This window comes from Collinsella aerofaciens, assembly GCF_040910325.1.
Taxonomy (GTDB): Bacteria; Actinomycetota; Coriobacteriia; order Coriobacteriales; family Coriobacteriaceae; genus Collinsella; species Collinsella aerofaciens_BL.
Map to the genome: position 1 here is coordinate 1 of NZ_JBDGAV010000009.1, position 20,590 is coordinate 20,590.

Annotated in this window: 19 protein-coding genes; 4 read left to right on the forward strand and 15 right to left on the reverse strand. The window is 56.1% G+C overall.

The window, feature by feature from the left end; genetic code table 11:
* Positions 1–348: 348 nt before the first annotated feature.
* The 11 genes from AB5Z25_RS04940 to AB5Z25_RS04990 form a co-directional block, all read right to left on the reverse strand.
* Complete coding sequence (locus tag AB5Z25_RS04940) at positions 349–1,131, reverse strand: radical SAM protein (RefSeq protein ID WP_438265602.1); 783 nt, start codon at positions 1,129–1,131, stop codon at positions 349–351.
* Positions 1,132–1,377: 246 nt separating this feature from the next.
* Positions 1,378–1,518, reverse strand: a complete 141-nt coding sequence (locus AB5Z25_RS04945; RefSeq protein WP_368134935.1) for a cysteine-rich KTR domain-containing protein — start codon at positions 1,516–1,518, stop codon at positions 1,378–1,380.
* Between the two features lie 87 nt (positions 1,519–1,605).
* Positions 1,606–1,755 carry a transposon-transfer assisting family protein gene (locus tag AB5Z25_RS04950; protein ID WP_438265603.1) on the reverse strand — a complete coding sequence of 50 codons (150 nt, stop codon included), beginning with the start codon at positions 1,753–1,755 and terminating at the stop codon, positions 1,606–1,608.
* A gap of 2 nt (positions 1,756–1,757) precedes the next feature.
* A complete protein-coding gene (locus AB5Z25_RS04955) occupies positions 1,758–2,711 on the reverse strand; it encodes a hypothetical protein (RefSeq protein WP_002585090.1) in 954 nt (317 codons plus the stop codon).
* 3 nt (positions 2,712–2,714) lie between these two features.
* Positions 2,715–5,543: an antirestriction protein ArdA gene (locus AB5Z25_RS04960; protein WP_438265604.1), complete on the reverse strand. Its 2,829-nt coding sequence runs from the start codon at positions 5,541–5,543 to the stop codon at positions 2,715–2,717.
* 103 nt (positions 5,544–5,646) lie between these two features.
* Positions 5,647–6,618: a DUF6017 domain-containing protein gene (locus AB5Z25_RS04965; RefSeq protein ID WP_368134936.1), complete on the reverse strand. Its 972-nt coding sequence runs from the start codon at positions 6,616–6,618 to the stop codon at positions 5,647–5,649.
* Positions 6,619–6,699: 81 nt separating this feature from the next.
* Positions 6,700–6,861 carry a hypothetical protein gene (locus AB5Z25_RS04970; protein WP_368134937.1) on the reverse strand — a complete coding sequence of 54 codons (162 nt, stop codon included), beginning with the start codon at positions 6,859–6,861 and terminating at the stop codon, positions 6,700–6,702.
* A 113-nt stretch (positions 6,862–6,974) separates the two neighbouring features.
* Entirely contained in the window at positions 6,975–7,295 is a 321-nt protein-coding gene (locus tag AB5Z25_RS04975; protein ID WP_195235102.1) for a multidrug transporter, read from the reverse strand.
* A gap of 452 nt (positions 7,296–7,747) precedes the next feature.
* Positions 7,748–8,686 (reverse strand): helix-turn-helix domain-containing protein, encoded by a 939-nt coding sequence (locus tag AB5Z25_RS04980; RefSeq protein ID WP_195235071.1) that lies wholly within the window; start codon positions 8,684–8,686, stop codon positions 7,748–7,750.
* A 433-nt stretch (positions 8,687–9,119) separates the two neighbouring features.
* Positions 9,120–10,199: a 6-phosphofructokinase gene (locus AB5Z25_RS04985; RefSeq protein ID WP_368134938.1), complete on the reverse strand. Its 1,080-nt coding sequence runs from the start codon at positions 10,197–10,199 to the stop codon at positions 9,120–9,122.
* A 139-nt stretch (positions 10,200–10,338) separates the two neighbouring features.
* The gene (locus tag AB5Z25_RS04990; RefSeq protein ID WP_368134939.1) at positions 10,339–11,424 is read right to left on the reverse strand and encodes a carcinine hydrolase/isopenicillin-N N-acyltransferase family protein; all 1,086 of its coding nucleotides are present in this window, start codon (positions 11,422–11,424) and stop codon (positions 10,339–10,341) included.
* Between the two features lie 161 nt (positions 11,425–11,585).
* Between AB5Z25_RS04990 and AB5Z25_RS04995 the strand changes: the two genes are divergently transcribed.
* Positions 11,586–12,971, forward strand: coding sequence for a M18 family aminopeptidase (locus AB5Z25_RS04995; protein WP_368134940.1), 1,386 nt, complete (start codon positions 11,586–11,588; stop codon positions 12,969–12,971).
* Between the two features lie 257 nt (positions 12,972–13,228).
* Here AB5Z25_RS04995 and AB5Z25_RS05000 read toward each other — a convergent pair whose 3' ends face one another.
* From AB5Z25_RS05000 to AB5Z25_RS05010, 3 genes are all read right to left on the reverse strand, one after another.
* Positions 13,229–14,164, reverse strand: coding sequence for a D-2-hydroxyacid dehydrogenase (locus tag AB5Z25_RS05000; RefSeq protein ID WP_368134941.1), 936 nt, complete (start codon positions 14,162–14,164; stop codon positions 13,229–13,231).
* Between the two features lie 129 nt (positions 14,165–14,293).
* The gene (gene map, locus AB5Z25_RS05005; RefSeq protein WP_368134942.1) at positions 14,294–15,181 is read right to left on the reverse strand and encodes a type I methionyl aminopeptidase; all 888 of its coding nucleotides are present in this window, start codon (positions 15,179–15,181) and stop codon (positions 14,294–14,296) included.
* Positions 15,182–15,341: 160 nt separating this feature from the next.
* Positions 15,342–16,118 carry a radical SAM protein gene (locus AB5Z25_RS05010; protein WP_368134943.1) on the reverse strand — a complete coding sequence of 259 codons (777 nt, stop codon included), beginning with the start codon at positions 16,116–16,118 and terminating at the stop codon, positions 15,342–15,344.
* 225 nt (positions 16,119–16,343) lie between these two features.
* On the opposite strand from AB5Z25_RS05010, the gene AB5Z25_RS05015 reads away from it, so the two are divergent.
* From AB5Z25_RS05015 to AB5Z25_RS05025, 3 genes are all read left to right on the forward strand, one after another.
* A complete protein-coding gene (locus AB5Z25_RS05015) occupies positions 16,344–17,141 on the forward strand; it encodes an alpha/beta fold hydrolase (protein WP_368134944.1) in 798 nt (265 codons plus the stop codon).
* Between the two features lie 211 nt (positions 17,142–17,352).
* Entirely contained in the window at positions 17,353–19,233 is a 1,881-nt protein-coding gene (locus tag AB5Z25_RS05020; protein WP_368134945.1) for a diguanylate cyclase, read from the forward strand.
* A gap of 23 nt (positions 19,234–19,256) precedes the next feature.
* Complete coding sequence (locus tag AB5Z25_RS05025) at positions 19,257–19,613, forward strand: Hpt domain-containing protein (RefSeq protein ID WP_368134946.1); 357 nt, start codon at positions 19,257–19,259, stop codon at positions 19,611–19,613.
* Positions 19,614–19,718: 105 nt separating this feature from the next.
* Here AB5Z25_RS05025 and AB5Z25_RS05030 read toward each other — a convergent pair whose 3' ends face one another.
* The gene (locus tag AB5Z25_RS05030) at positions 19,719–20,528 is read right to left on the reverse strand and encodes a gamma-glutamyl-gamma-aminobutyrate hydrolase family protein (RefSeq protein WP_195445710.1); all 810 of its coding nucleotides are present in this window, start codon (positions 20,526–20,528) and stop codon (positions 19,719–19,721) included.
* Between the last annotated feature and the right edge of the window lie 62 nt (positions 20,529–20,590).

The window sequence follows — 20,590 nt, forward strand, 5'->3', positions numbered from 1 at the left end:
GTGTTGGCTAAAATGGGTCGGCCGGGATTGGTCAATCTCGGCCGACTATATTTGGCTAAATTATTCCGACGCTAACATCGATATGGTATGTGCTTCATGGCGGCTACCTCCTTTTAGCCGCCGCTTTTAACAGTGATACCGCGTCATTTCATTAGAAGATAAAAAGAAACGGCGGCTTTGGTTTTTCAAAGCTGCTGCGGAAATCAAAGAACGACAAGCAACAGTTCTGATTTTGCTCCAATATGGTTATTGGGGGCACAAATTAAATCAAAAAAGAGCCGATAACAGCAGTATTTCAAACTGCATATTATCGGCTCTGCGTCTGTGCGTCTGGCTCTTTTAATTAAATTATTTTTGTTGTTTTTTGGCTTTATTATATGTATTAGCTAACTGTCCACAAGCTGCTTTAATCTTTCTACCATGAGAAACTCTCATGGTAACTTCAAGTCCTGTTTGCTCTAATTGATGTTTGAACGCAACCATTTCTTGTTTTTGTGGTGCTCTAATTTTTGAATTACTCGTCGGGTTGTATTGCAGCACGTTAATCATAACATTTTTGCCCTTAAACCATTTTGCAAGTTGCCTTATATCTGAGGAACGGTCATTTATACCTGGTAAAAGCAAATACGCAAATACCACTTTTCGATTATGCCTTTGTGAATAGGACAATGCTTGCTTAACAACATCTTCAATAGCGTACATGTGCATATGAGGAATGATGCAGTTTCTCGCAGCCTGTGTTGCTGCATGTAAAGATATTGTCAACTGATTTTTTAGATGTTCTTCGCGCAATTTTTTTAATTGATTAACTGGACCAACTGTTGATACGGTAATGCCGTCGGTTGGAAAGTTAAGTCCATTTCTATCTCGAAGAATATGGATTGCTGCAATCAAGTTGTCGTAATTGAATAAAGGTTCTCCCATTCCCATAAAAACGATACGATTTACTTTTTGACGTATCAATATGACCTGTTGCACAATTTCAGATGGTGTTAGATTACGAACGAAACCATTGCGTCCGGACTCACAAAAAATACAGCCAACAGAACAACCAACTTGCGTACTTACGCAAACAGTCCCACCATCTCGCCGTTTAATAAAAACCGTTTCGATATACCTGTTGTCTTTCAATTCATAAACATACTTTTCAGTATCGCTACTTTTATAGACTTTTTTTGTTGATATTGATAGATTTTTTTGTGAAATGGCTGTTTATACAATTCCGCATATAAGGCTCTTGCTTTATCCTCTCCAATTACTTCCGACATTTCTTTGTAAGTAAATCCGTATGGGTCATTCAATATTTCCGTAAGTGTACTTTTAGGTAAGTGTTTCATTTAATATCCTTCCTTTTTCAGAGTTTTTGATTATGATATCTTATTTTTCAACATCAATGATATGTGTTAATTTACATTTAGGGCAGAAAAGAGGAAAATTTCTTAATACCGTATTATAAAATACTTGAACCCTCGTCTTTCCGTTACAAATTGGACATTTTATCCAATATTTTTCAAGCATAATATTTCTCCTTTTGTGCAAAAAAATACAGGTCAATTCTCAACATGAGCATTGACCTGCATTTATACATATAACACTACAACAAAATTAAGGTTTGGAAAGGGTGCGCTTTGCAAGCTCCCGCATATCCGCGTCCATGTAGGGCAGCGCGGCGTTGACATTCTCAATCAAAGCCCGCTTGCCGCCCTCGTTGTAAATGCTCAAAAGGTTTGTTTCTTCAACAGTCAGTCTAATCATGCTCATACCTCCATATCGTGATTTTTTGTTTTTGCCGCCGCCTTTTTCGGGGCGGTCTTTGCCTTGTCTGCTTTAAGCTGCGCCCGGATAGAGGGGCGGGGCTTCCTTATCTCCCTGTCCCGGTTCTCCCCCTTGTCAATCAGCGCATACGTCCCATGTCTGCCCTCGATTTTGGAAAAGGAAAGGGTCTTGTAGGGCAGCATGGAGAAAAGGCGGTCAGTGTCCTTTGTGGCTGCAAGCCGCATGAACGCCGGGGAAAGCTCTGCCATGAAATGGGTCTTGTTCGGGCTGTTCGGCTCGTAATGCCGCTTCATTTCCCGCACAATGCGCCGCGCTTCCGTTTCAATCAGCCCGTCCCGCAAAGCGGCAATATGCGCCTTGAAATCCCCCGGCGAAAGCTGCTCCCGGCTGCGCCGTTCTTCCTGTAAGAGCGATTGCAGCGCGTCCGGGTCGTTGGGTACGGCTTCAAAGCGTTCAAATTTCCCAAGCTGCGGGTCTGGGGTTCCGTCAAAATATCTCCCGGCTTCCTGTACCCTTTCCCCATGCTCATAAATCAGCTTCACCGTATCGGCGGGCAGCTCCTTTTCCTTGACGCGCTCATAATGTTTAGAGTAGTCCAGTTCGTACAGATTGCCCTTGATTTTCCCGCGCTCCTTTCCCGTCAGCTCGATTGCATAGGCAAGAACGCGGTCGCTTGTCTGCTCCATGTAGAAACGCCATGTGTTGTGGGGCGCGGTGTCTTTGAGGAAAACGTCGCGCTCCCGGAAACAGTGCGTCCCGGACGGGCGGCAGAACCACAAAAGTGTTTTGTCCTCCCTGTGGGGGCTTGCCGCCGCCTTTGCGATAATCTCTTTGTCAATGTCTAAGTCGCTCTGGTAAAAGCCTGTGTTCTGCTTCATAATCGCTTCAAGGGAAGCAAACAAATCCATGTTTTCAAATTTGCTCTGTTCCGGCATGGGTCAGCTCCTTTCCAAGTCCTGTGACTTCTGCTTTGCGTTTTTCTTCTGTGCCTTTTCCTTGTCGGCTCTAAGCTGCGCCCGGATAGAGGGTTTCTTTTCCGGCTTCGCTCCCTTGCCGCGCTCCTTGTCGGCTTTGACAGCGTTAGCCAGGTCAACAAGGGAAATCTGCTCGCCCGCCTTTACCTTTGCTTCCAGTTCGTCAACGGTGGGGGTGTTGTTGATGATACCGTCAATCATGTTCCCGTTCTGCTCTGTGGTCTGCTCGGCGGTTTTCAAGGGATTGTCCCGCTGCGCCTGTTCTGCGGCAACGGCAAACGCCCGCGTCCCATTCCCCATAATCAGATACTTTCCGTCGTCCGACTGGTGGTGAAAGCCATATCCGGCGGCTTCTATCTGCTCCCGGCTCATGGCGGTCACATGGAAAGTCCCCCTCGGTGTCTTGACAGTTTCGCCCGTTTCCAAGTCGTCCGGGGTAAGCTGCTTTTGCTCCTGTAAAAACTCCGGCACTTCCCGAAAACCTACACTGTCAACGAAATGCGCCGCGTCCTGTCCGTCCTGATGAAGCACTACCACGTCGGAAACGGAAAGGCTGTGTCCCTTAAAATCTTTGGGGTGGTCGATATTGAAACAGGTGTAAATATCTTCAAGGGAAGTTTCCGGCGCAAGGGGCGCGGAATAGACAAGCTCATAGTTCGCCCTGTCAACCACATTTCCCGCCGCCTGCAGGCGGTCGTATGGCTCAAAGCGGAAATCCCTTGTTTCGTCCCCGCCCTTTATCTGGTAAATGGAAAAGGTGTCTTTGTCCTGTCCGGCGGTCTGCGCCGTTTCCTGTGCCTTTGCGTAAAGCTGCTTCACGTCGCCCTCGGTCAGCTCGCCGCTTTTGAGCTGCCCCATAAGCTCGCGGCATTTCTCCGGCGTTCCCGTATAAAGCACGTCGCCCATTTTCGCCCGCCCGTTCTCCTGTGTCACATAGGCTTGCAAGAGGTAGCTGTTTTCCCGGCTGTCGCTGTAAGGGTTCCGGCGCACTCTGTAAATCGTTTCCGGGGTAAAGGCTTCTTTCGGGGCTGCGCCCGCTTTTTCCTGTGCGCCGGATTTTCCCGGTGCGGCTGCTTCCGGATCCGGCTTCTCCGGCGCGGCTTCCTGTCCCTCTCTGGTGGGCTGCTCCTGTCCGGCGGTCTGCTCCTTGTCCTGTGCCTTTTGCAGCTCCGCTAAGTTCTCGTCTATGGAATTGATAATCTCGGCGGCTGCGCTGCGTATCGTTTCAAGGGAGCTTTTCAGCTCGGACAGTTCCCGCCCGCTGCTCCACCCGGCGACGTAGCCGAAAGAGTAGTCCGACGTGTCAAGCCCGTAATGTTGGCAGACGGTATAGGCGACGCTTTCCGCTTCGACTTCGCGGGTGCGGCGGTCTACGCGAGGCTGCTGCTCGTCCTTTGGCGCGTTGAGGTCAATATCGTGCAGCTTCGCATGGGCGATTTCGTGAATGGCGGTCTTTAAGGTCTGCAATTCGCTCATGCCCTCGTTGATAGCAATGCGCTTGTCCTCCAAGTGGTAGTAGCCATGAGAGCCGCCCACGATTTCCTCAAAGGCGATAGGAACGGGGGAAGTCTTTTCAAGGGCTGCGAAAAAATCCTTGTAGCGGTCAACGTCGCCCGTCAGCTCGTCCACCGCAATATCCGGCAGCTCCTTTCCCTCGGTCTGGGAAACGTCGAAAACAGACACTACCTTGTAGGCGGGTATGGTGATTTCCTTTTCCTCGGTGACGGGCTTTCCGTCCTTGCCGATAACGGGCTTCTGTGTGTGCGGGTCGATTTTTTGCATTTCCTGTTTGATTTTATAGGGTGACGGGGCAATGATTTTAATTCCCTTTTGCCCTTTCATCACGTTTCGCTCAAAGTTGTTCTTCCAAGCGGAAAATCCCGCCACAAGGGAAGCGTCCGGCTTCTGCATGGCGATAAGGACGGTGTTTCGGAAGCTGTAATTATGGAATTTTGACATGACTTTCAGATATTCCCGGTAACGTTCGCTGTCAAAGAGTTCCGCAATGCCCTGTTCCAGACGGTCGGTAATCTCTTTGAGCTTTTCGGCGGGCTTCTCGCTCGTCAGCACGATAGGGATAACCGGGCGCGGCTCCTGTGGCTGCTCTGCGGTCTGCGCGGTTCTCTGCCCCGGCGCGGCTGCGTCCATTTCTACCTTTTCCGGGTCGGGTCTTTCCGGCTGCGGGGGCTGCGGCGTTACCCGGTATTCCTCCGGCACGTCGCGCCCGTCGTACCATTCTGTAAAGGTGTTGCGGTTGTTGTAGATATAGCCCTTTTCGGTAAACATACCATCGTCGTTAATGGAAGCGTCCCGTCCGTATTCCTCATACATGAAATACTTTTTCGCTTCTTCGGGAAGCTCCGGTTCTTCCAGTTCATCAACCAGATAACGCCCGTATTCTTCTTCATTGTGGACGGACGGGTAAATCCAGTAGCAGTCAAGGTTTTGTGCAAGGTTGATGATGTCCTGTAAGCTGTCGGCATGGTCGCCGTATTCAATGGCTGCAATGAATTTCTCCCGGTCGTCGTCAAACTGCATTTCCAAGAGCTTCCCTAAATAGTTCAGCTCGTCGGGGTGGGAATACTCGCTTAAATGTTCCGTCAAGCCGGGAATAGGGGATTGAAATTCTGTGAAATGCCATTCCTCGTAATGCTTGAAGTCAATCCCGATACGGTCAAAGACTTCTTTCAGATGTTCGGCAGTCGTGGGGAACGTCACCCATTCGCCCGCGGGTCTGCCCTCGGTGTACTTCCCAAGATTGGAAAGATAGCCGCTTAAAATCGGTTCTGCCATTTGTTCGCTCCTTTCTTCGTTCATCATGCGGTGCATAAGCTCGTAATCTTCAATGCTCATGCTCCCGTCAAATACATAGGGGTTAAAATCCTCCTTTTGTTGTTTACAGGCTTTCGCCCGGTTTGAATGAATAGGGGTCGTGCGGCTCCTGTGGCGCAAGTGCGCCGCTTGCCATGTCATGGGCGACAAGGGAAGTGTAGTAGTTGCCGATTGTGGACGGGGCATTGAAAAGGGCTGCTTTCAGATATTGCTTGATGTTGCGGATTTTCGTGGTGTTCTCCCGCATACAGTCAAGCACAAAGCGGATATGCTCGCCGTCCAGTTTCATAAACTTTGACTTCACAAGCTCTGCCGGGTAGTCGTCCCCCGCAATCCGCACCCGCTTTCTGGCGGTGCATACCGTTTCAAGCATGAGGTCTACAATCTCGTCAAGCCTGTCCCCGTCAAATTTCATGTCCTGTTTGAGAATGTCGTAGTCGATATTGTCCTTGATGATTTCCCGGTATATCTCTACTGCGCTCTGTGCTGCCGCTTCCGTTCCTTTCCGTTCCGGCGGCGTAGCCGCTCCCCCGCAAGGTGAGGGGTTAGGGGAAAGGATAGGAATGGAATGGGTACTTGATAAATCTGTATTTGATTTTTCTTTTTTTGGTAAGTCAGTTCTTTGTATATCTTTATTTAATTGCGTTGGATTTTCCAACGTAGGTTTTTCCAATGTTGGTTTTCCCTGTGTTGGATTATCCAATGTTGGATTTTCCAATGTAGGTAAATCCGGCGTAGGCGGCTGCGGCTGCTCGAATATCACATAGTCCGCGCCCCGCAAGCGTCCTTTCTCGTCGCGCTCCCTTGAACGGACGATATACCCGGCGCGTTCAAGCTCCTGTATGGCTTCGCGGATAGCGTCTATCTTCTCCCGGTTGATAAAGGATAAGCCTTTCAAGGTGTAGTCCCAATCGTCGGGGAGTGACAGCATTTGCGACAAAAGCCCCTTTGCCTTTAGGGATAGCTCCTTGTTGCGTAGGTGGTGGTTGCTCATTACGGTGTAGCCCTTGTTTCGTTCCACCCGGAAAACTGCCATAGTAAATCACTCCTTTTGCTGTGGATTTGTTACGCAGTAGAAGCGCGGTTTCGGGGGATAAGGTATAAATCCCTTGCCGCGTCAGATACGCGCCCGGAAAGCCGCTTGTAGCAAGGCTTTTTCTGCCCCTACTGCGTAACAAAGGGCATGAAAAAAGCGGCGTTCCTGTTCTCCCATGTAGGGAGTGGGAAACGCCGCTTTTGCGTCGTATTCAGTTTTTAGTACAATACCCTGCTTGTCCATCGCTCGAAAAACCTTGATTTTCTGGTGTTTTCAAAAGTATCGTTATCTAACGTCAGCTTTAGGTGGCCCAGCGTTTGCCCCGTTTTGCTGGGGATGTCTGTCGTTCAGTGCTCTTACTGGCCAATCCAGTGTTGCGCATAGCTCTTAATGTCTTCGGTAAAACCGTCAAGGTCGTCAAGGGTGATCACGCTGTCGATAAGCAAATTGGCTATCTCGCGGTGCATTGTGCTGCGGCGAATGTCGTTTGCAATTACGCCTGAGGACAGCTTGTCTCTATTGAGGCGCTCTTCTAGTGCCCAAAATCTACTGGACGCTTCGCTGTCGCCGTTCAGCATCTCAACGTACTGGCCGATGAGCTTTTCCATATAACGTTCTTGCCATTGAGGAAGCATTTTCTTAAACAGCTTCCAGTCGCTTTCGGTTACGTCGCGCATATGTTCTCCGCTCGTCAAACGGGCTTTCCATTTGCCTTTCATTCTATTTGGTTTTCGCTCGCAGGTGCGGATGAGAGGCTCTCTTTAGCCTTCGAGATTGGGCTTGAATGGGTCGTATGCCACAAAACGGGCCTATCTACTACGTTTAATTGGATACCCTCAACCATGCCGGGAAAACGAAAAATAAAACCGCAGGTAGAAGGCCTGTCGATTTTCGAAAAAGGCGGTCATGGTTGGCCCCATCGAGTTAAACGTAGTAGATAGGCCCTTTTCGTGGCGGACCATCAAACGAACGCCGACGCTTGTGCTGTAGCCGCTCCGATCATTCGTAAGTTGCGGTGGAATAGTTCCTAAATTCGACTACTCAAGGCTAAAACCGGAACTATATCACCGCAACTTAGGAGGGAGGGGCGGGGGGTACTAGTTGGGTGCTGCCGTCGGGCTGGGATGGTTTAGGCTCGTTCGCGATGCTTCCATCGTTTACGGCACCAACGCATGAGTGCTTTTACGACCGGGATGGTGATGAGAATTACCCAGGCGGGATGGGGTTGCCCCAGACAGAGCCACATGTAGAGGAACCATGCCTCGGCACTGACCGAATAGACGACATCGATCAGCTTAGATAAGTGGCGTTGGTCGATAAAGTCGCCAAGCGCGTAATAGACGGGAATCAAAAAGACGAGGAAGAGTCCCGTAGCCCATGTGCCGTAGGCAATGCCGAGCACCAGGTAGGCGAGGGTGACGAGCGCGGGGAAGGGGAATTTGTTCCATGTACGTCCGACCTTGGTGTGGAAATGCTTGCCATGATGGTCGAGCTTGTCGTGTGCTTCCTTCCAGCTGGAAAACGTCTCGCCGTCGATGGTGACGGTGCCGTCGTCATTGGTATGCACGCTATGTCCATCGTCCTCAAGCGTATCGATATGCAATCCGCCTGGCCCCACATGGACCTCTTCGCCCTTGCGCTCGTTAGCCACATGGATGCCATTCCAGCCAACATGGACCTCTTCGCCTTTGTTGGGATCAATAACGTGGATGCCGCGCGTGAGGGAAATATCGACAAGTGGCTTATCGCTGTAACCAGAGTGCTCAGTAGAAGCCTCAGCCTCTTCAGCCTCATCTGAAGCTTTGGTGCCGGCGTCGCTGTCCTGTGCCTCATCATCAGCTTGCGAGTCGTCAGTGCTATCCACCGTCTCCCCATACAACAGCTCATCCAGCGACACGCCATACAGCGCGGCGAGCGCAATAAGGTTATCGGTATCGGGCGAGGACTCGCTGCGCTCCCATTTACTGACAGCCTGACGACTCACGCCCAGTTGGGCGGCAAGCGCCTCCTGAGAAAGCCCGGCAGCCTTGCGGCGATCAACGAGCCGCTGTGCCATCGCAAGATCCATGGTGGTTCCTTTCGTTTGATGGTCGAATCGAATGAGCCGAGTATGCTGAGAACAACCGGTAGCGACCACCATTTCTAGTTAGAATCTGCTCCAACCCTACCGCAACTACCGGTAGCAACCCCTAACGACCAGCCATTTCAGGACAAATGTCAGTGCAAGTAGCAGCCAAGAGCCCCCACTCAGTAAATTGCGGTGGAATAGCTTCTAGATTTAGCCATTTGCGGGCTAAGCAGGAACTATTTCACCGCAACTGAATTTCAGACCAGGCACCCGCAGCAAGAAGACGAATTGCCTCGGCGAGTATGTAAACGAAGGACCCTCCGACCCCGCCCGACGATTTCGATTGGCGACCTTTGACGGAGTCAAGGGAGGAGCCAAATCGAAATACGTCGGGCGGGGTCGGAGGGTCCGATGGGATGGATTTCGGCCGAGGCTATTCGTCGCCGAAGCTGATGCCCAACGCCTTGGCCTCGCGTACCAGGTCGCTCTGGGGATCGACATACTTGAGCTTGCCGGCGACCTCCTCGAGCGGCATGTGGCACATCTTGCCGTCGCGCAGGGCGATCATGTAGCCAAACTCGCCGCGTAGGCAGCCAAGTGCCGCCTCGACGCCGCACTGGGTCGCAAAGATGCGGTCCTGAGCGTCGGGTTGGCCGCCGCGTTGCGTGTGGCCGGGGATGGCGACGCGGGTCTCGCGACCAGTCTTGGCTTCGATCTCCTTGGCGATGTCGTAGACAATCGAGGGGCTCGTACGCTCGGCGAGCTTCTTCTTGTACTCCTTCTTGGACAGCGCCGCGTCCTCCTTGGAGATAGCGCCCTCGGCGACGGCTACAATCGTAAAGCGGCTGCCGGTCTCCATGCGATGTTCGATGGTCTTGATGACATTTTCCATGTCGTAAGGGATCTCTGGAATCAGGATGACGTCCGCGCCGCCCGCGACGCCGGCGTACAGCGGAATCCAGCCGACCTTGTGGCCCATGATCTCGATAACGAACACGCGGCCGTGGCTCGAAGCGGTGGTGTGAATGTCGTCGATGCACTTGGTGGCGACGTCGATGGCGCTCGTAAAGCCAAACGTCAGCTCGGTGCCCCAGGTGTCGTTATCGATGGTCTTGGGCAGGGCGATAACGTTGAGGCCCTCTTCGCGCAGGCGGTTGGCGGTCTTGGTGGAGCCGTTGCCGCCCAGCATAAACAGGCAGTCGAGCTGCAGCTTATGATAGGTGTGGACCATTGCGGGTACCTTCTCGACGCCATCGGCCTCGGGAATATCCAGACGCTTGAACGGCGTGCGGCTCGTGCCCAGGATGGTGCCGCCGCGGGTGAGGATGCCGCTAAAATCGGCGGGCGACATGACGCGGAACCTGCTGTAGATAAGGCCCTGGTAGCCGTCCTCAAAACCATAGATCTCGATAGGTTCTTCGCTATTGGTCATAAGCGTTTTGACAATGCCGCGCATGGTAGCGTTGAGCGCCTGGCAGTCGCCGCCACTGGTAAGAAGACCGATCCTGAGCATGATGAATCCTTCCGGGCAAGTTATAACATGCGCATAAGTTTACCCCCGCACACTGTTGATACGGGGGTAAAACGTGTTAGCTCAAGCGTATGGAAATGTAAGCAACGTCAGGGAACGTAAGGTCGACGGGCCTGGCTCCTTACAGTGCGAAGGCATCGACGTTGCCCCAGTGACGGCGCAGCGTGATGGCGGCAGCGGGCTCGGTATTGTCAAAGACGACCGACCACTGCGTGTTGCTGGTGATGTCTTCCGGATTGGGCTCTTGCGCCGCAGCGCGTAGGGCCTTCCAAGTGACTGCCTCGTCCTGAGCACCGACATGGGCGTCAAGGACATCGGCGATTGCGACGGCGCGCTCTTTACCATGGCCCAGCTCGCCATTCTTTTGGTTGGGCAGCACTTCGTCGCCATAGCAGGCGTAGAAGTTCGTAACCTGGCGTACAGGAGTCGCTTTGAAAGCACGGTCCGGATCGCGCGGATCCCACTCTACTACGCGCGCGTCACCGGCGGCGTCGTTGATAAAGAAGTGGTAATCGCGTCCTGCCATAGCGTGCATGTCGTAGGCGGAAAGCAGGTCGACAGCTTCTTGCGTGGTGGCGGCACGGTCGAGCACCAGGCGGATGGCGAGCGAGGTATTGATGGCGGGGCGTTGCGTGTCCTGGTCACAGGGCTTGGAATCCAGGGTGAGTACGGCAATGGACACGCCGCATTCGTTAACACCGTCGAGCTGGGCAAACGGGCCCATCAACGCCGCGGCGCGTCCGGTGATGGAGTCAAGCGGAGTGTTGGCGCCCAGGTTATTGAGGGCGGCAAACCCGATGGAAGCATAGCCACCGCGTGGGTGATTGCGCACCAGCAGCGCCGAGGTGTCGTCCTTAAAGTCGTAATTGCGACCGGTGCGCACGCGGCCTTCGGCATCTACGGCGACAAAAGCGCTGCAGGCAAACTGGGGCGCCTGGACATGTGCCGGCACACCGGGCAGCACCTGCGCCACCACGGCATCGATGTAGGCCTGGTCGTCGCGCACGCCAGCGGCGATGATGCGATCAAGATCGTAGTCGTAGGCGATGTCGATTGCGTACAGGTCATAGCCATCCGCGTAGCCGGTCAAGCGTTTGAGCGACGCGGTGGACTTGATTTGCTTGTGATAAACGATACCGGTGGCAGCGGCAAGGCCGACGGCGACTCCCGCGGCACCGCAGGTGATGGCAATGTTACGTGGCTTCATGACGGCTCCTCTCGTCCTGTTAGCGCAATTGTCGCAAAAGGAACGCGGGCATGATGGCTCAAGTTGGTGAGCGGCGCGGAATTAAGCACGGAATGAAGAGTGCGGCGCTGGCGTGGCGGGGTATGCTGGAGGGGACCATCAACCCAGCGAAAGGGGAGAGCATGACGGATCAGGAAACGCCCGAGCGCGCGCACGTGACGGCCGACGATATCGAGGCCGCCAACGACCTTATCGACTTTATCGAGGCATGCCCCAGCATGTTCCATACGGCGGCGACCATTATGGCCGAGCTCGACGAGGCGGGCTTTACCTACCTGCCCGAGAACGCGGCATGGGACATCGAGCCGGGCGGGCGTTATTACACGCAGCGCAACACCTCGAGCGTCGTTGCCTTTAAGGTGGGCGAGGACCTGGCTGCTACGTGGGGCGAGGACGGCGTTGCCGGCGACTATCATTTTCAGCTCACGGCGTCGCACAGCGACTCGCCGACGTTTAAGGTTAAGGCCGTGCCCGAGCTCGACGGCGCGGGCGAGACGCTGCGCCTGAACACCGAGGCCTACGGCGGCATGATCGACTACACCTGGTTCGACCGTCCGCTGGCACTCGCGGGCCGCGTGCTGGTACGCGAGGGCGACCGTATTGAGAGCCGCCTGCTTGCCACCGAGCGCGAGGTCGCTATTATCCCGAGCCTTGCCATCCACATGAACCGCGGCGTTAACGAGGGCTTTGCGCCTAATCGTGCTGTCGACCTGTGCCCGCTCATCAGCGCCGGTGAACTCAAGCAGGGAGATTTTGACGCTCTGATCGCCGACGAACTGGACGTTGAGCCCGAGCAGATCCTGGGTCGCGACCTGTTCCTGGTCAATCGTCAGGATGCGCGCATTTGGGGCTGGGCCGACGAGTTTATCTCGACGCCCAAGCTTGACGACCTGGCCTGCGCCTACACCTCGCTGCAGGCATTTTTGGGTGCTGAGAACGCGCGCGATATCTCGGTCTTCTGCTGCTTTGATAACGAGGAGGTTGGCTCCGAGACCAAGCAGGGAGCCATGTCGACGTTCTTGGCCGATGCGCTGCGCCGCATTAACGGATCGCTGGGCTTCGATGACGAGTCGTACCATCGCGCACTTGCCGCCTCGATGCTCGTGAGCTGCGATAATGCGCATGCCGTGCATCCCAACCACGCCGAGAAGTGCGATGTCCGCAACCAGGTGGTGCTCAACGGCGGCATCGTTATCAAGGAAGCCGCCAACCAGCACTACTGCACCGATGCCTTTAGCCGCGCGGTGTTCCAGGCTATTTGCGATGACGCCGACGTGCCCACGCAGGCCTTCGCCAACAAGAGTGATATGGCCGGCGGCTCCACCCTGGGCAACCTGTCTAACATGCAGGCGAGCATGCACGCCGTAGACGTGGGCCTGCCGCAGCTTGCCATGCACTCGAGCTACGAGACCGGCGGCGTGCGCGACGTGATGTACGCCATCCGCGCCCTCACCGCCTTCTACGAGCGCAACCTAACCATCAACGGCGCCGAAAGCGCGGAGCTCTAAAACCTGTCAAAAGAGGACAGGTTTACTTTGGCAGGTTTTATTTGGGCAAATGCCGCAATGCCAACAGCTGGACAGAATTGTTATGACACCGCAGGTTGAGCAAACGTCAGCGAGCGATGTCCAGAGCGAACAAGTTGGCATGAAAAAGGCAAGGCATAGACCTTCTGGTCATGCCTTGCCTTTTGAATGGCAAATTGTCGCTCTGGGCGGCGCGCAGCGTCGACCGGTCCGCCGTTCGTTAGAACGGCGGAACAAGATTAGTGCTCGATCCAGCAGCGCAGGGTCTCGCCTGCCTGCAGGTGACGCAGATTCTCCGCGGCAATGTCGACCACATTGTTGAGCGTGGCTGCCAGGTGGAACCAGCCGGAGACGTGTGGCGTGATGAGCATGTTGGGCGCATCCCACAGTGGACTTGTCTCAGGCAACGGTTCGGGGTCGGTGACGTCGACCGCGGCGCCGGCGAGATGTCCCGACTCCAGGGCGACAACCAAGTCGTCGGCGACCACAAGGTCGCCGCGGCCGCCGTTGGCAAAGAAAGCGCCCGGTTTCATCGCGGCGAAGAACTCGGCGTTCGCCAGGCCGCGGGTCTCGGGTGTGCTGGGCATAAAGGATGCGACGATGTCAGCCTCGGCCAGGCGCTCGGATAGGGCGTCCATGCCGTCCATGTCCTCAAACACAATGGGGTAGACGAGCGGGTGGCGCTTGATGCCGCGGACGTGCGCACCCATGTTGCGGCAGAGCGTGGCAAAGTGGCCGCCAATGTCGCCCGCGCCCAGCACCAGCACATTGGCGTTTTTGAGCGAGGTGACCGGCCCCAAATCCTCCCAGCGATGCTCGCGCTGCAGGTCCTGGTAGCCGGGCAGGCGCTTCATCATAGACAGCACCATGGCAAACATGTGCTCGCTCACGGCCTGGCCGTAGGCGCCTACCGAACAAGACAGTTTGGCGTCGGCCGGCACGGTGCCGGCGGCCAAGTAATCGTCATAGCCCGCGGTCTGCAGTTGCAGCAGCTGGAGATGCTTGCATGCTGTGAGCATGTCAGGGTCGATGTTGCCCAGGATCACGTCGGCGTTGGCGACCTGCTCACGCGTGACGGCATCGGCGCTCGTGTAGATAAAGTCCTCGCCCGGAGCGCTCGACTCAAGAATTGCGCGATGACGGTCGTTGACAGGCAACAAAACCAGGATGTTCACAAGCAGTCCTCTCCGCTCGACCTGCCAAAAAGGGACAGGTTAATTTTGGCAGGTTTTATCAGGCAAAACGCTCAAATAAAACGCCGGATGCAAGACGGGCGTGCCCGTCGGCATCCGGCGCATCCACAGCTACCAGCTGAGCAGCTCGTAACCGTCCTCGGTCACCACGAGCTGTACCTCGCACTGGGCCGAATCGCTGCCGTCCTTGGTGCGCACGCACCAGCCGTCACCCTTGCTGATCTTGATGTCGGGCGCTCCGGCGTTGACCATGGGCTCGATGGTAAAGACCATGCCCGGTACCATGATGGTGTCTACGTCGGGAGCCTCGGTGGTAAAGCCCACAAACGGGTCCTCGTGGAACTCCTTACCGATGCCGTGTCCGCCGTACTCGCGCACCACGCTAAAGCCGGCGTCCTCGACGGTCCTTTGCACGGCCTCGGCCATAACGGACAGCGGCAGCCATGGCTTGACGGCCGCCAGACCCGCCTCCACACTGGCGCGGGTGACGTCGACCAGGCGTTGACGCTCTGCCGAGACCTCGCCGATGCAGAACATGCGGCTCGAGTCGCTAAAGTAGCCGTCCAAGATCGTGGAGCAGTCGACGTTGATGATGTCGCCCTCGTGCAGCACATCCGCATCGCAGGGGATACCGTGGCAGACGACGTCGTTGATCGAGGTGCACACGCTTTTGGGGTAGCCCTCGTAGTTGAGGTCTGCCGGTGTGCCGCCGTGCTCGACGGTGTAATCGTAGATCATCTGGTCAATCTGGTTGGTAGTCATGCCTGCGGCGATGTGTTCGCCTACGTAATCGAGCACGCCCACGTTGATAGCGGCCGAGCGCTTGATGCCCTCGATATCGGCGGGCGTCTTGTAGAGCGTGCGGGGCAGAACCTCCCAGCCCTCTTCCCACAAGCGCTCGAGGCGCTCGTCGAAGGCGCTATGGCATTTCTTATATTTTTTGCCGCTGCCGCACCAGCAAGCGTCGTTGCGGCCAGGAACGGGTCCTTTGTCATACATGGCTAACTTCCTTTCATCCGCAGCTAGTATAGCCCACCCACGCGTCCATTAAAGTTGCGGTGATATAGTTCCGATTTAAGCGGTTTAACAGCATAAACAGGAACTATATCACCGCAACTGATGGAGTGGGATGGCGGACACTAGCTGCTGCGTGGTTTTGCTAGTAGCTCACCTGGCAGGGAATGCCGAGGGCGCGCACGCGTGCGGCGATCGTGTCGAGCACCTCGGGCGTTGCTTTGGCAAGGCCGTCGACCGGTGTCTCGCGCGCCACCGTGTAGATGGTCGCCTCCTGCGGACGAATGCGCTCGAGTGCCACGAGCCAGGGGGCAACGTACTCCTCGCCGGTGTTATCGATGAGCTTGCCCTGATACTCGCCGGTCAAAAAGATCGTCTGGATAATAACGTGACCGTCAAAGCTCGCGAACGTCTCGATTTGGTGCTCGACATCGTAGGGGCCAACAGGCTGGTCGAGCAGCTGGATAAACGCCGGGTCGACGGTATCGAGCTTAAGAATGTTGTCGTCGACAATCATGAGCGCGTCGTGCACCTGGGGGCGGTCGGCGCGCGTGCCGTTGGAGAGCACGGCGATCTTGGAGTTTGGGGCAAGCTCGTCGCGCAACGCGACGGCGCCGGCGATGGCCTGCGGAAACTCCGGTGCGGCAGTGGGCTCGCCGTTGCCTGCGAAGGTGATCACATCGGGGAGCTCGCCCTCGGCTGCCATCTCGCGCAGCTTTGCCTCGAGCGCGTCGAGTACCACGGCAGCTGTGTTGTACGGCTCATGACAGGGGCGCTCGGCGTTGAGGCCGTTTTCGCAGTAAATGCAGTCGAACGTGCAGATTTTGCCGCTGGCCGGCATCATGTTGACGCCGAGCGAGAGACCAAGGCGACGGCTGCGAACGGGCCCAAAGATGGGGCTGGCATTCAAAAACGTAGACATAGGCATATGCTCCTCAAGACAATTGTGCCTAAGCATAGCATCGGCTCCAAAGCAAGGTGCGGGCTCTTGCTTTACAAGTTTCGTTTTTTCACGTCGCTCATTATGCCGTGCCATGAAAAGCCTCGGGTCGGGTACAGTTAATCTGTTAACAAGGCGTAAGGCAATGCGGGTCCATCCAACCGCACTGACGTGCAACTGGATGAGCATTGATGATGGGGGCACAACATGGATTTTACGGTCGAGAATGCGGGCACCACGATTGCCTGTCGCGAATATGCCGGCCCGGATGTGTCGCCTGATGCTCCTGCCTTGGTGTGCGTGCACGGCGCTTGTGTCGACGGTACATTTTTCGACGGCATCGCTTGTGAGCTCAGCCGTAACTACCGCGTAATTGCCTACGACCGCCGCGGCTGCGGTGGCAGCAGCGATGCGGCAGACGGCAGCTATGATCTTGCCGCTCAGGCCGCCGACCTGCAAGCCGTGATCGAACACGTCGGCGCTCCGGCAAATGTGCTTGCGCACAGCGCCGGTACGTTGGTGGCGCTGGAGCTTCTTCGTACCGAACCCCATCTCGTCGCCCGTGCGATTCTGCATGAGCCGGCTGTGTCGGCCGAAGGCGTCGGCATGGGCGCAGCTCCGGTTTTGCTCGATATGATTGCGGCTGGAAAGGTTTCAAGGGCGCTCCGGCTTTTCTTGGGAGCCCTCGGCGACTTGGACCCCGAGGCTCCTGGGACGACCGAAGCGGAAGTCAAACATGCCCTGCGCAATGGTCGTTGCTTTATGGCCAATGAATACGGAACAAATATGACATATGCTCCCGACTGGGAGCGCGCCCGCGCGTCAAAGGCGGTGTCGGCCGTGTTTTTGGGCGAGCTTTCGGTCGATACGCCCCGCGAGGCTGGCACACGAGCGGCTGCCGAATATCTCGATTGCCCCCTCGTGGCGATCCCGGGCGCGCATAACGGTTTGCGCGATCGCCCCGTTACGGCGGCAAACGCCGTTCGCGATGTCTTGGAGCGTTAGCACGCTCGATGACCTGCGGGGAGAGGGGTCGTTAGCGTTTCGTCATTGTTAACGAATGCGCTCATAACCGCGCGCCCGCGGCTCCATTACCGCCGCTTGCCAGGTCAGAAAAATGTAACGATAATCGCGCGTTTGCCTTCAGCTGCTAGATGTTACCCTTGTACCAATTGATATGCACCGTTGCCGTGCGTAACGATAGAAAGGGCCCCATATGCTCAATAATCACGAGGTCAATCTAACCGACGAGGAGGCTGCCGCCGAGGTCGCCCGCGTCGCGAAGACCTACCCCGTGGTGCGTTTGCTGTCGGCCGATCAGATTAAGAGCGAGCCTAACTGCCTGCTCGCCGGCAATCGGTGCCCTTGTCTGCGTCAGTCGAGTCTTGAGGCCTTGGCAGATTCCGATGAGGTGTCGGAGCAACTGCTCAACGATGGTGTTGAGTACCGCGCCCGCCTACGCCCTCTGAAGGTCGAGGGCGAGCCTCACGTCTTGCTGATGGTGCGTCCGATCGATGAACAAGAGGCTGCAGAAGAGGACCTTGTCTACACCGACGTGCTGACGAGTGTGCGCAATCGCCGATATTACGAGGAAAAGCTCCGTAGCGCCCGCATGAATGCCGGCGTTGCGGTGATCGACCTTGATGATTTTAGGGTCTTCAACGATACGTGTGGCCGCCATGCCGGCGACCTTGCGCTCGGTGCTGTGGCGACAGCCATACGCAGCGGAATTCGTTCGACTGACGAGCTTGTACGCTATGGCTGCGATAAGTTTGTAGTCGTCATGCCCAATATTCCCTCCGATGACTTCACCCGTCGCCTGCATCAGGTGTCCGATGCCGTTCATGCCACGATTGTTCCGGGCCATGAGTACGTGAGCTTGACGGCATGTGTTGGTGGCGTTCGCATTCATGGCGAGACGGTCGATGAGGGAGTTGGCCGCGCTGTCCAGTTATTGAGCCGCGCTAAGGCAAAAGCCGGTACGGTCGTGACCGATGCCGATTCCATCGAAGCCTTCCAAAGCGAAAAGCCTTTGGTGCTTATTGTCGATGACTCCGACATGAACCGAGCCATTCTCAACGAGATGCTCAAGGACGAGTATTGCATCCTCGAGGCCGACAACGGTCGTACGGCGCTCGATATGGTCGACCGCTATGGCGATGAGTTGTCGCTCGTGCTGCTGGATATTGTCATGCCGGGCATAAGCGGCTTTGAGGTGCTGGCCGATCTGTCGCGCCGATCGGGTATCGACAATCTGCCTTTCATCATGATCTCGAGCGAAGATTCCGATGATATGGTTCTGCGCGCGTACGAGCTGGGCGCCTCGGACTATATCAACCGCCCGTTTGACTCCCGTGTCGTGCGCCGGCGTGTAAGCAACACTATCCGCCTATACGCCAAACAGCGCCGCCTGACGAGTTTGCTGTCCCAGCAGTACAACGAGCGCGTCAAGAACAGTCGCATGCTCATCGACATCATGGCCGGCGTCATGGAGCTTCGCAACGGCGAGAGCGGCAGGCACGTTACGAACATCGAGAAGCTGACCGAGCTGCTGCTTGACTGTCTGGTCCAGCGTAGCGACACTATCTCCCTCGACAATGAGGAGCGCTCCACGATTGCCCTGGCTTCGGCGCTGCACGATATTGGCAAGATGGCGATTGACGATGCGATCCTCAACAAACCCGGGCGCCTTACGCCCGAGGAGTTCGAGATTATGAAGACGCATACCACGATCGGCGCCGACATGTTGCTTGAGCTGGGTCGCCATCACGTCGGCAATGCGCTTATGGAATATGCGTACCAGATTGCGCGTTGGCATCACGAGCGCTGGGACGGCAAGGGTTATCCCGATGGCCTTAAGGGCGACGAGATTCCCATTGCCGCGCAGGTGGTCTCGGTGGCCGACGTGTATGATGCGCTGACGAGCGTGCGCGTGTACAAGGACGCTATCCCGCACAAGGAGGCGATCCAGATGATCCTGGACGGTAAGTGCGGCACCTTTAACCCGCTGTTGCTCGACTGCCTGCTCGAGGTGCAAGACCGTATTGCCGAGACGTTGGCACGCCCCGCCGACGTTGTCGCGTTTCCCACGATTTAGTTTGACCAAAGGAGTTTTAATCCATGATTTCCATGCGTGAGGCGTATGAGAAGATCGGCGCCAATTATGATGACGCGTGCGCTCGGCTGATGGGCGAGGAAATGCTTACCCGCTTTGCCCTCAAGTTTTTGGATGACGAGAGCATGGACAAGCTGGAGGCCGCCATGGCGGCGGGAGACGCCGAAGGTGCGTTTATGGCAGCGCACACGCTCAAGGGCGTGAGCCAGAACCTGGGATTCGATAATCTGTACGAGCCGGCGGTCGTGGTGACCGAGGCGCTGCGCGGCGCCGATGCCGTTGACGGCGCTCGCGAGGGGATGCATGCGCTGCAGCAGCAATATGCGGCTACGATGTCGGCCCTGCGCGAGACGGCCGAATAAGAGCTTGCGAGCCTTGGGCTGCGCGCCTGTCGCGTATAGGCAAAAGGGCGCCCCGTCGGACCATGTGGCCGGCGGGGCGCCCTTATCTGTTATGCGGTTCGCGAACTAGCGGGTCTGCTTTACCTTGGCCGCCGCCTCGACAAACGACTTCCACAGGTTAAAGTCGGTCTCGAGCGTCTGCCAGGTGTACTCGGGATGCCATTGCACACCCAGACAGAACGGCTGGCCTTCGACTTCGATGCACTCGGGAACGCCGTCGGTTGCCTTGGCGACCAAGCGCGTGCTCTTACCCAGACGATCGACGCAGCAGTGATGTGCGGAGTTGGTCTGGATCAGCCTGTGCCCGCCAACCGCGCGCTCCAGCAGCGAGCCCGGCACGACCTCGACAGGATGCACAGGGTCGTTGAGCACGTGGGTATGGCGCCACTGCGTGCGGCCCTCGCGCGCGCCCAGGCTCGGCACGTCCATGCACAGGGTGCCGCCGGTGGCGACGTTGAGCAGTTGCGTGCCGCGGCAGGTGGTAAAGAGCGGCTTTTTGGCACGGAGCACCTCGCTGACCAGCTTAAACTCAAAACTATCGCGGATCTCGCAGCAGAGGGTGGGGTCGTAGGGTCGATCATCGCCCCAACGTTTGGGATTGACATCGGGGCCGCCGGGAATGGCGATGCCGTCGGCGATATCGACGTAATGACGGATGACCTCAATGTCCTCGGTGATGGACATCTGCAGCGGCAGACCGCCGGCGGCAAGAATGGCGTCGACAAATACGCTCGCAATCTCCTCGTTGGGGGAGAGCGTCTCGCTCAAATAGGGCTTCGCTTCTTCCCAGCGTGGTGCTACCAGGATGAGCGGGCGGTCGGCGGGATCGACGTCGACGTGCGGAGTATAGGACGATGAGGTGCGGGTTCCGATCATGGGTGCGGCTTTCGAATCCGGGTGGACATGGCACAGGGGTGGCGCGGGACAAACGTTACTGA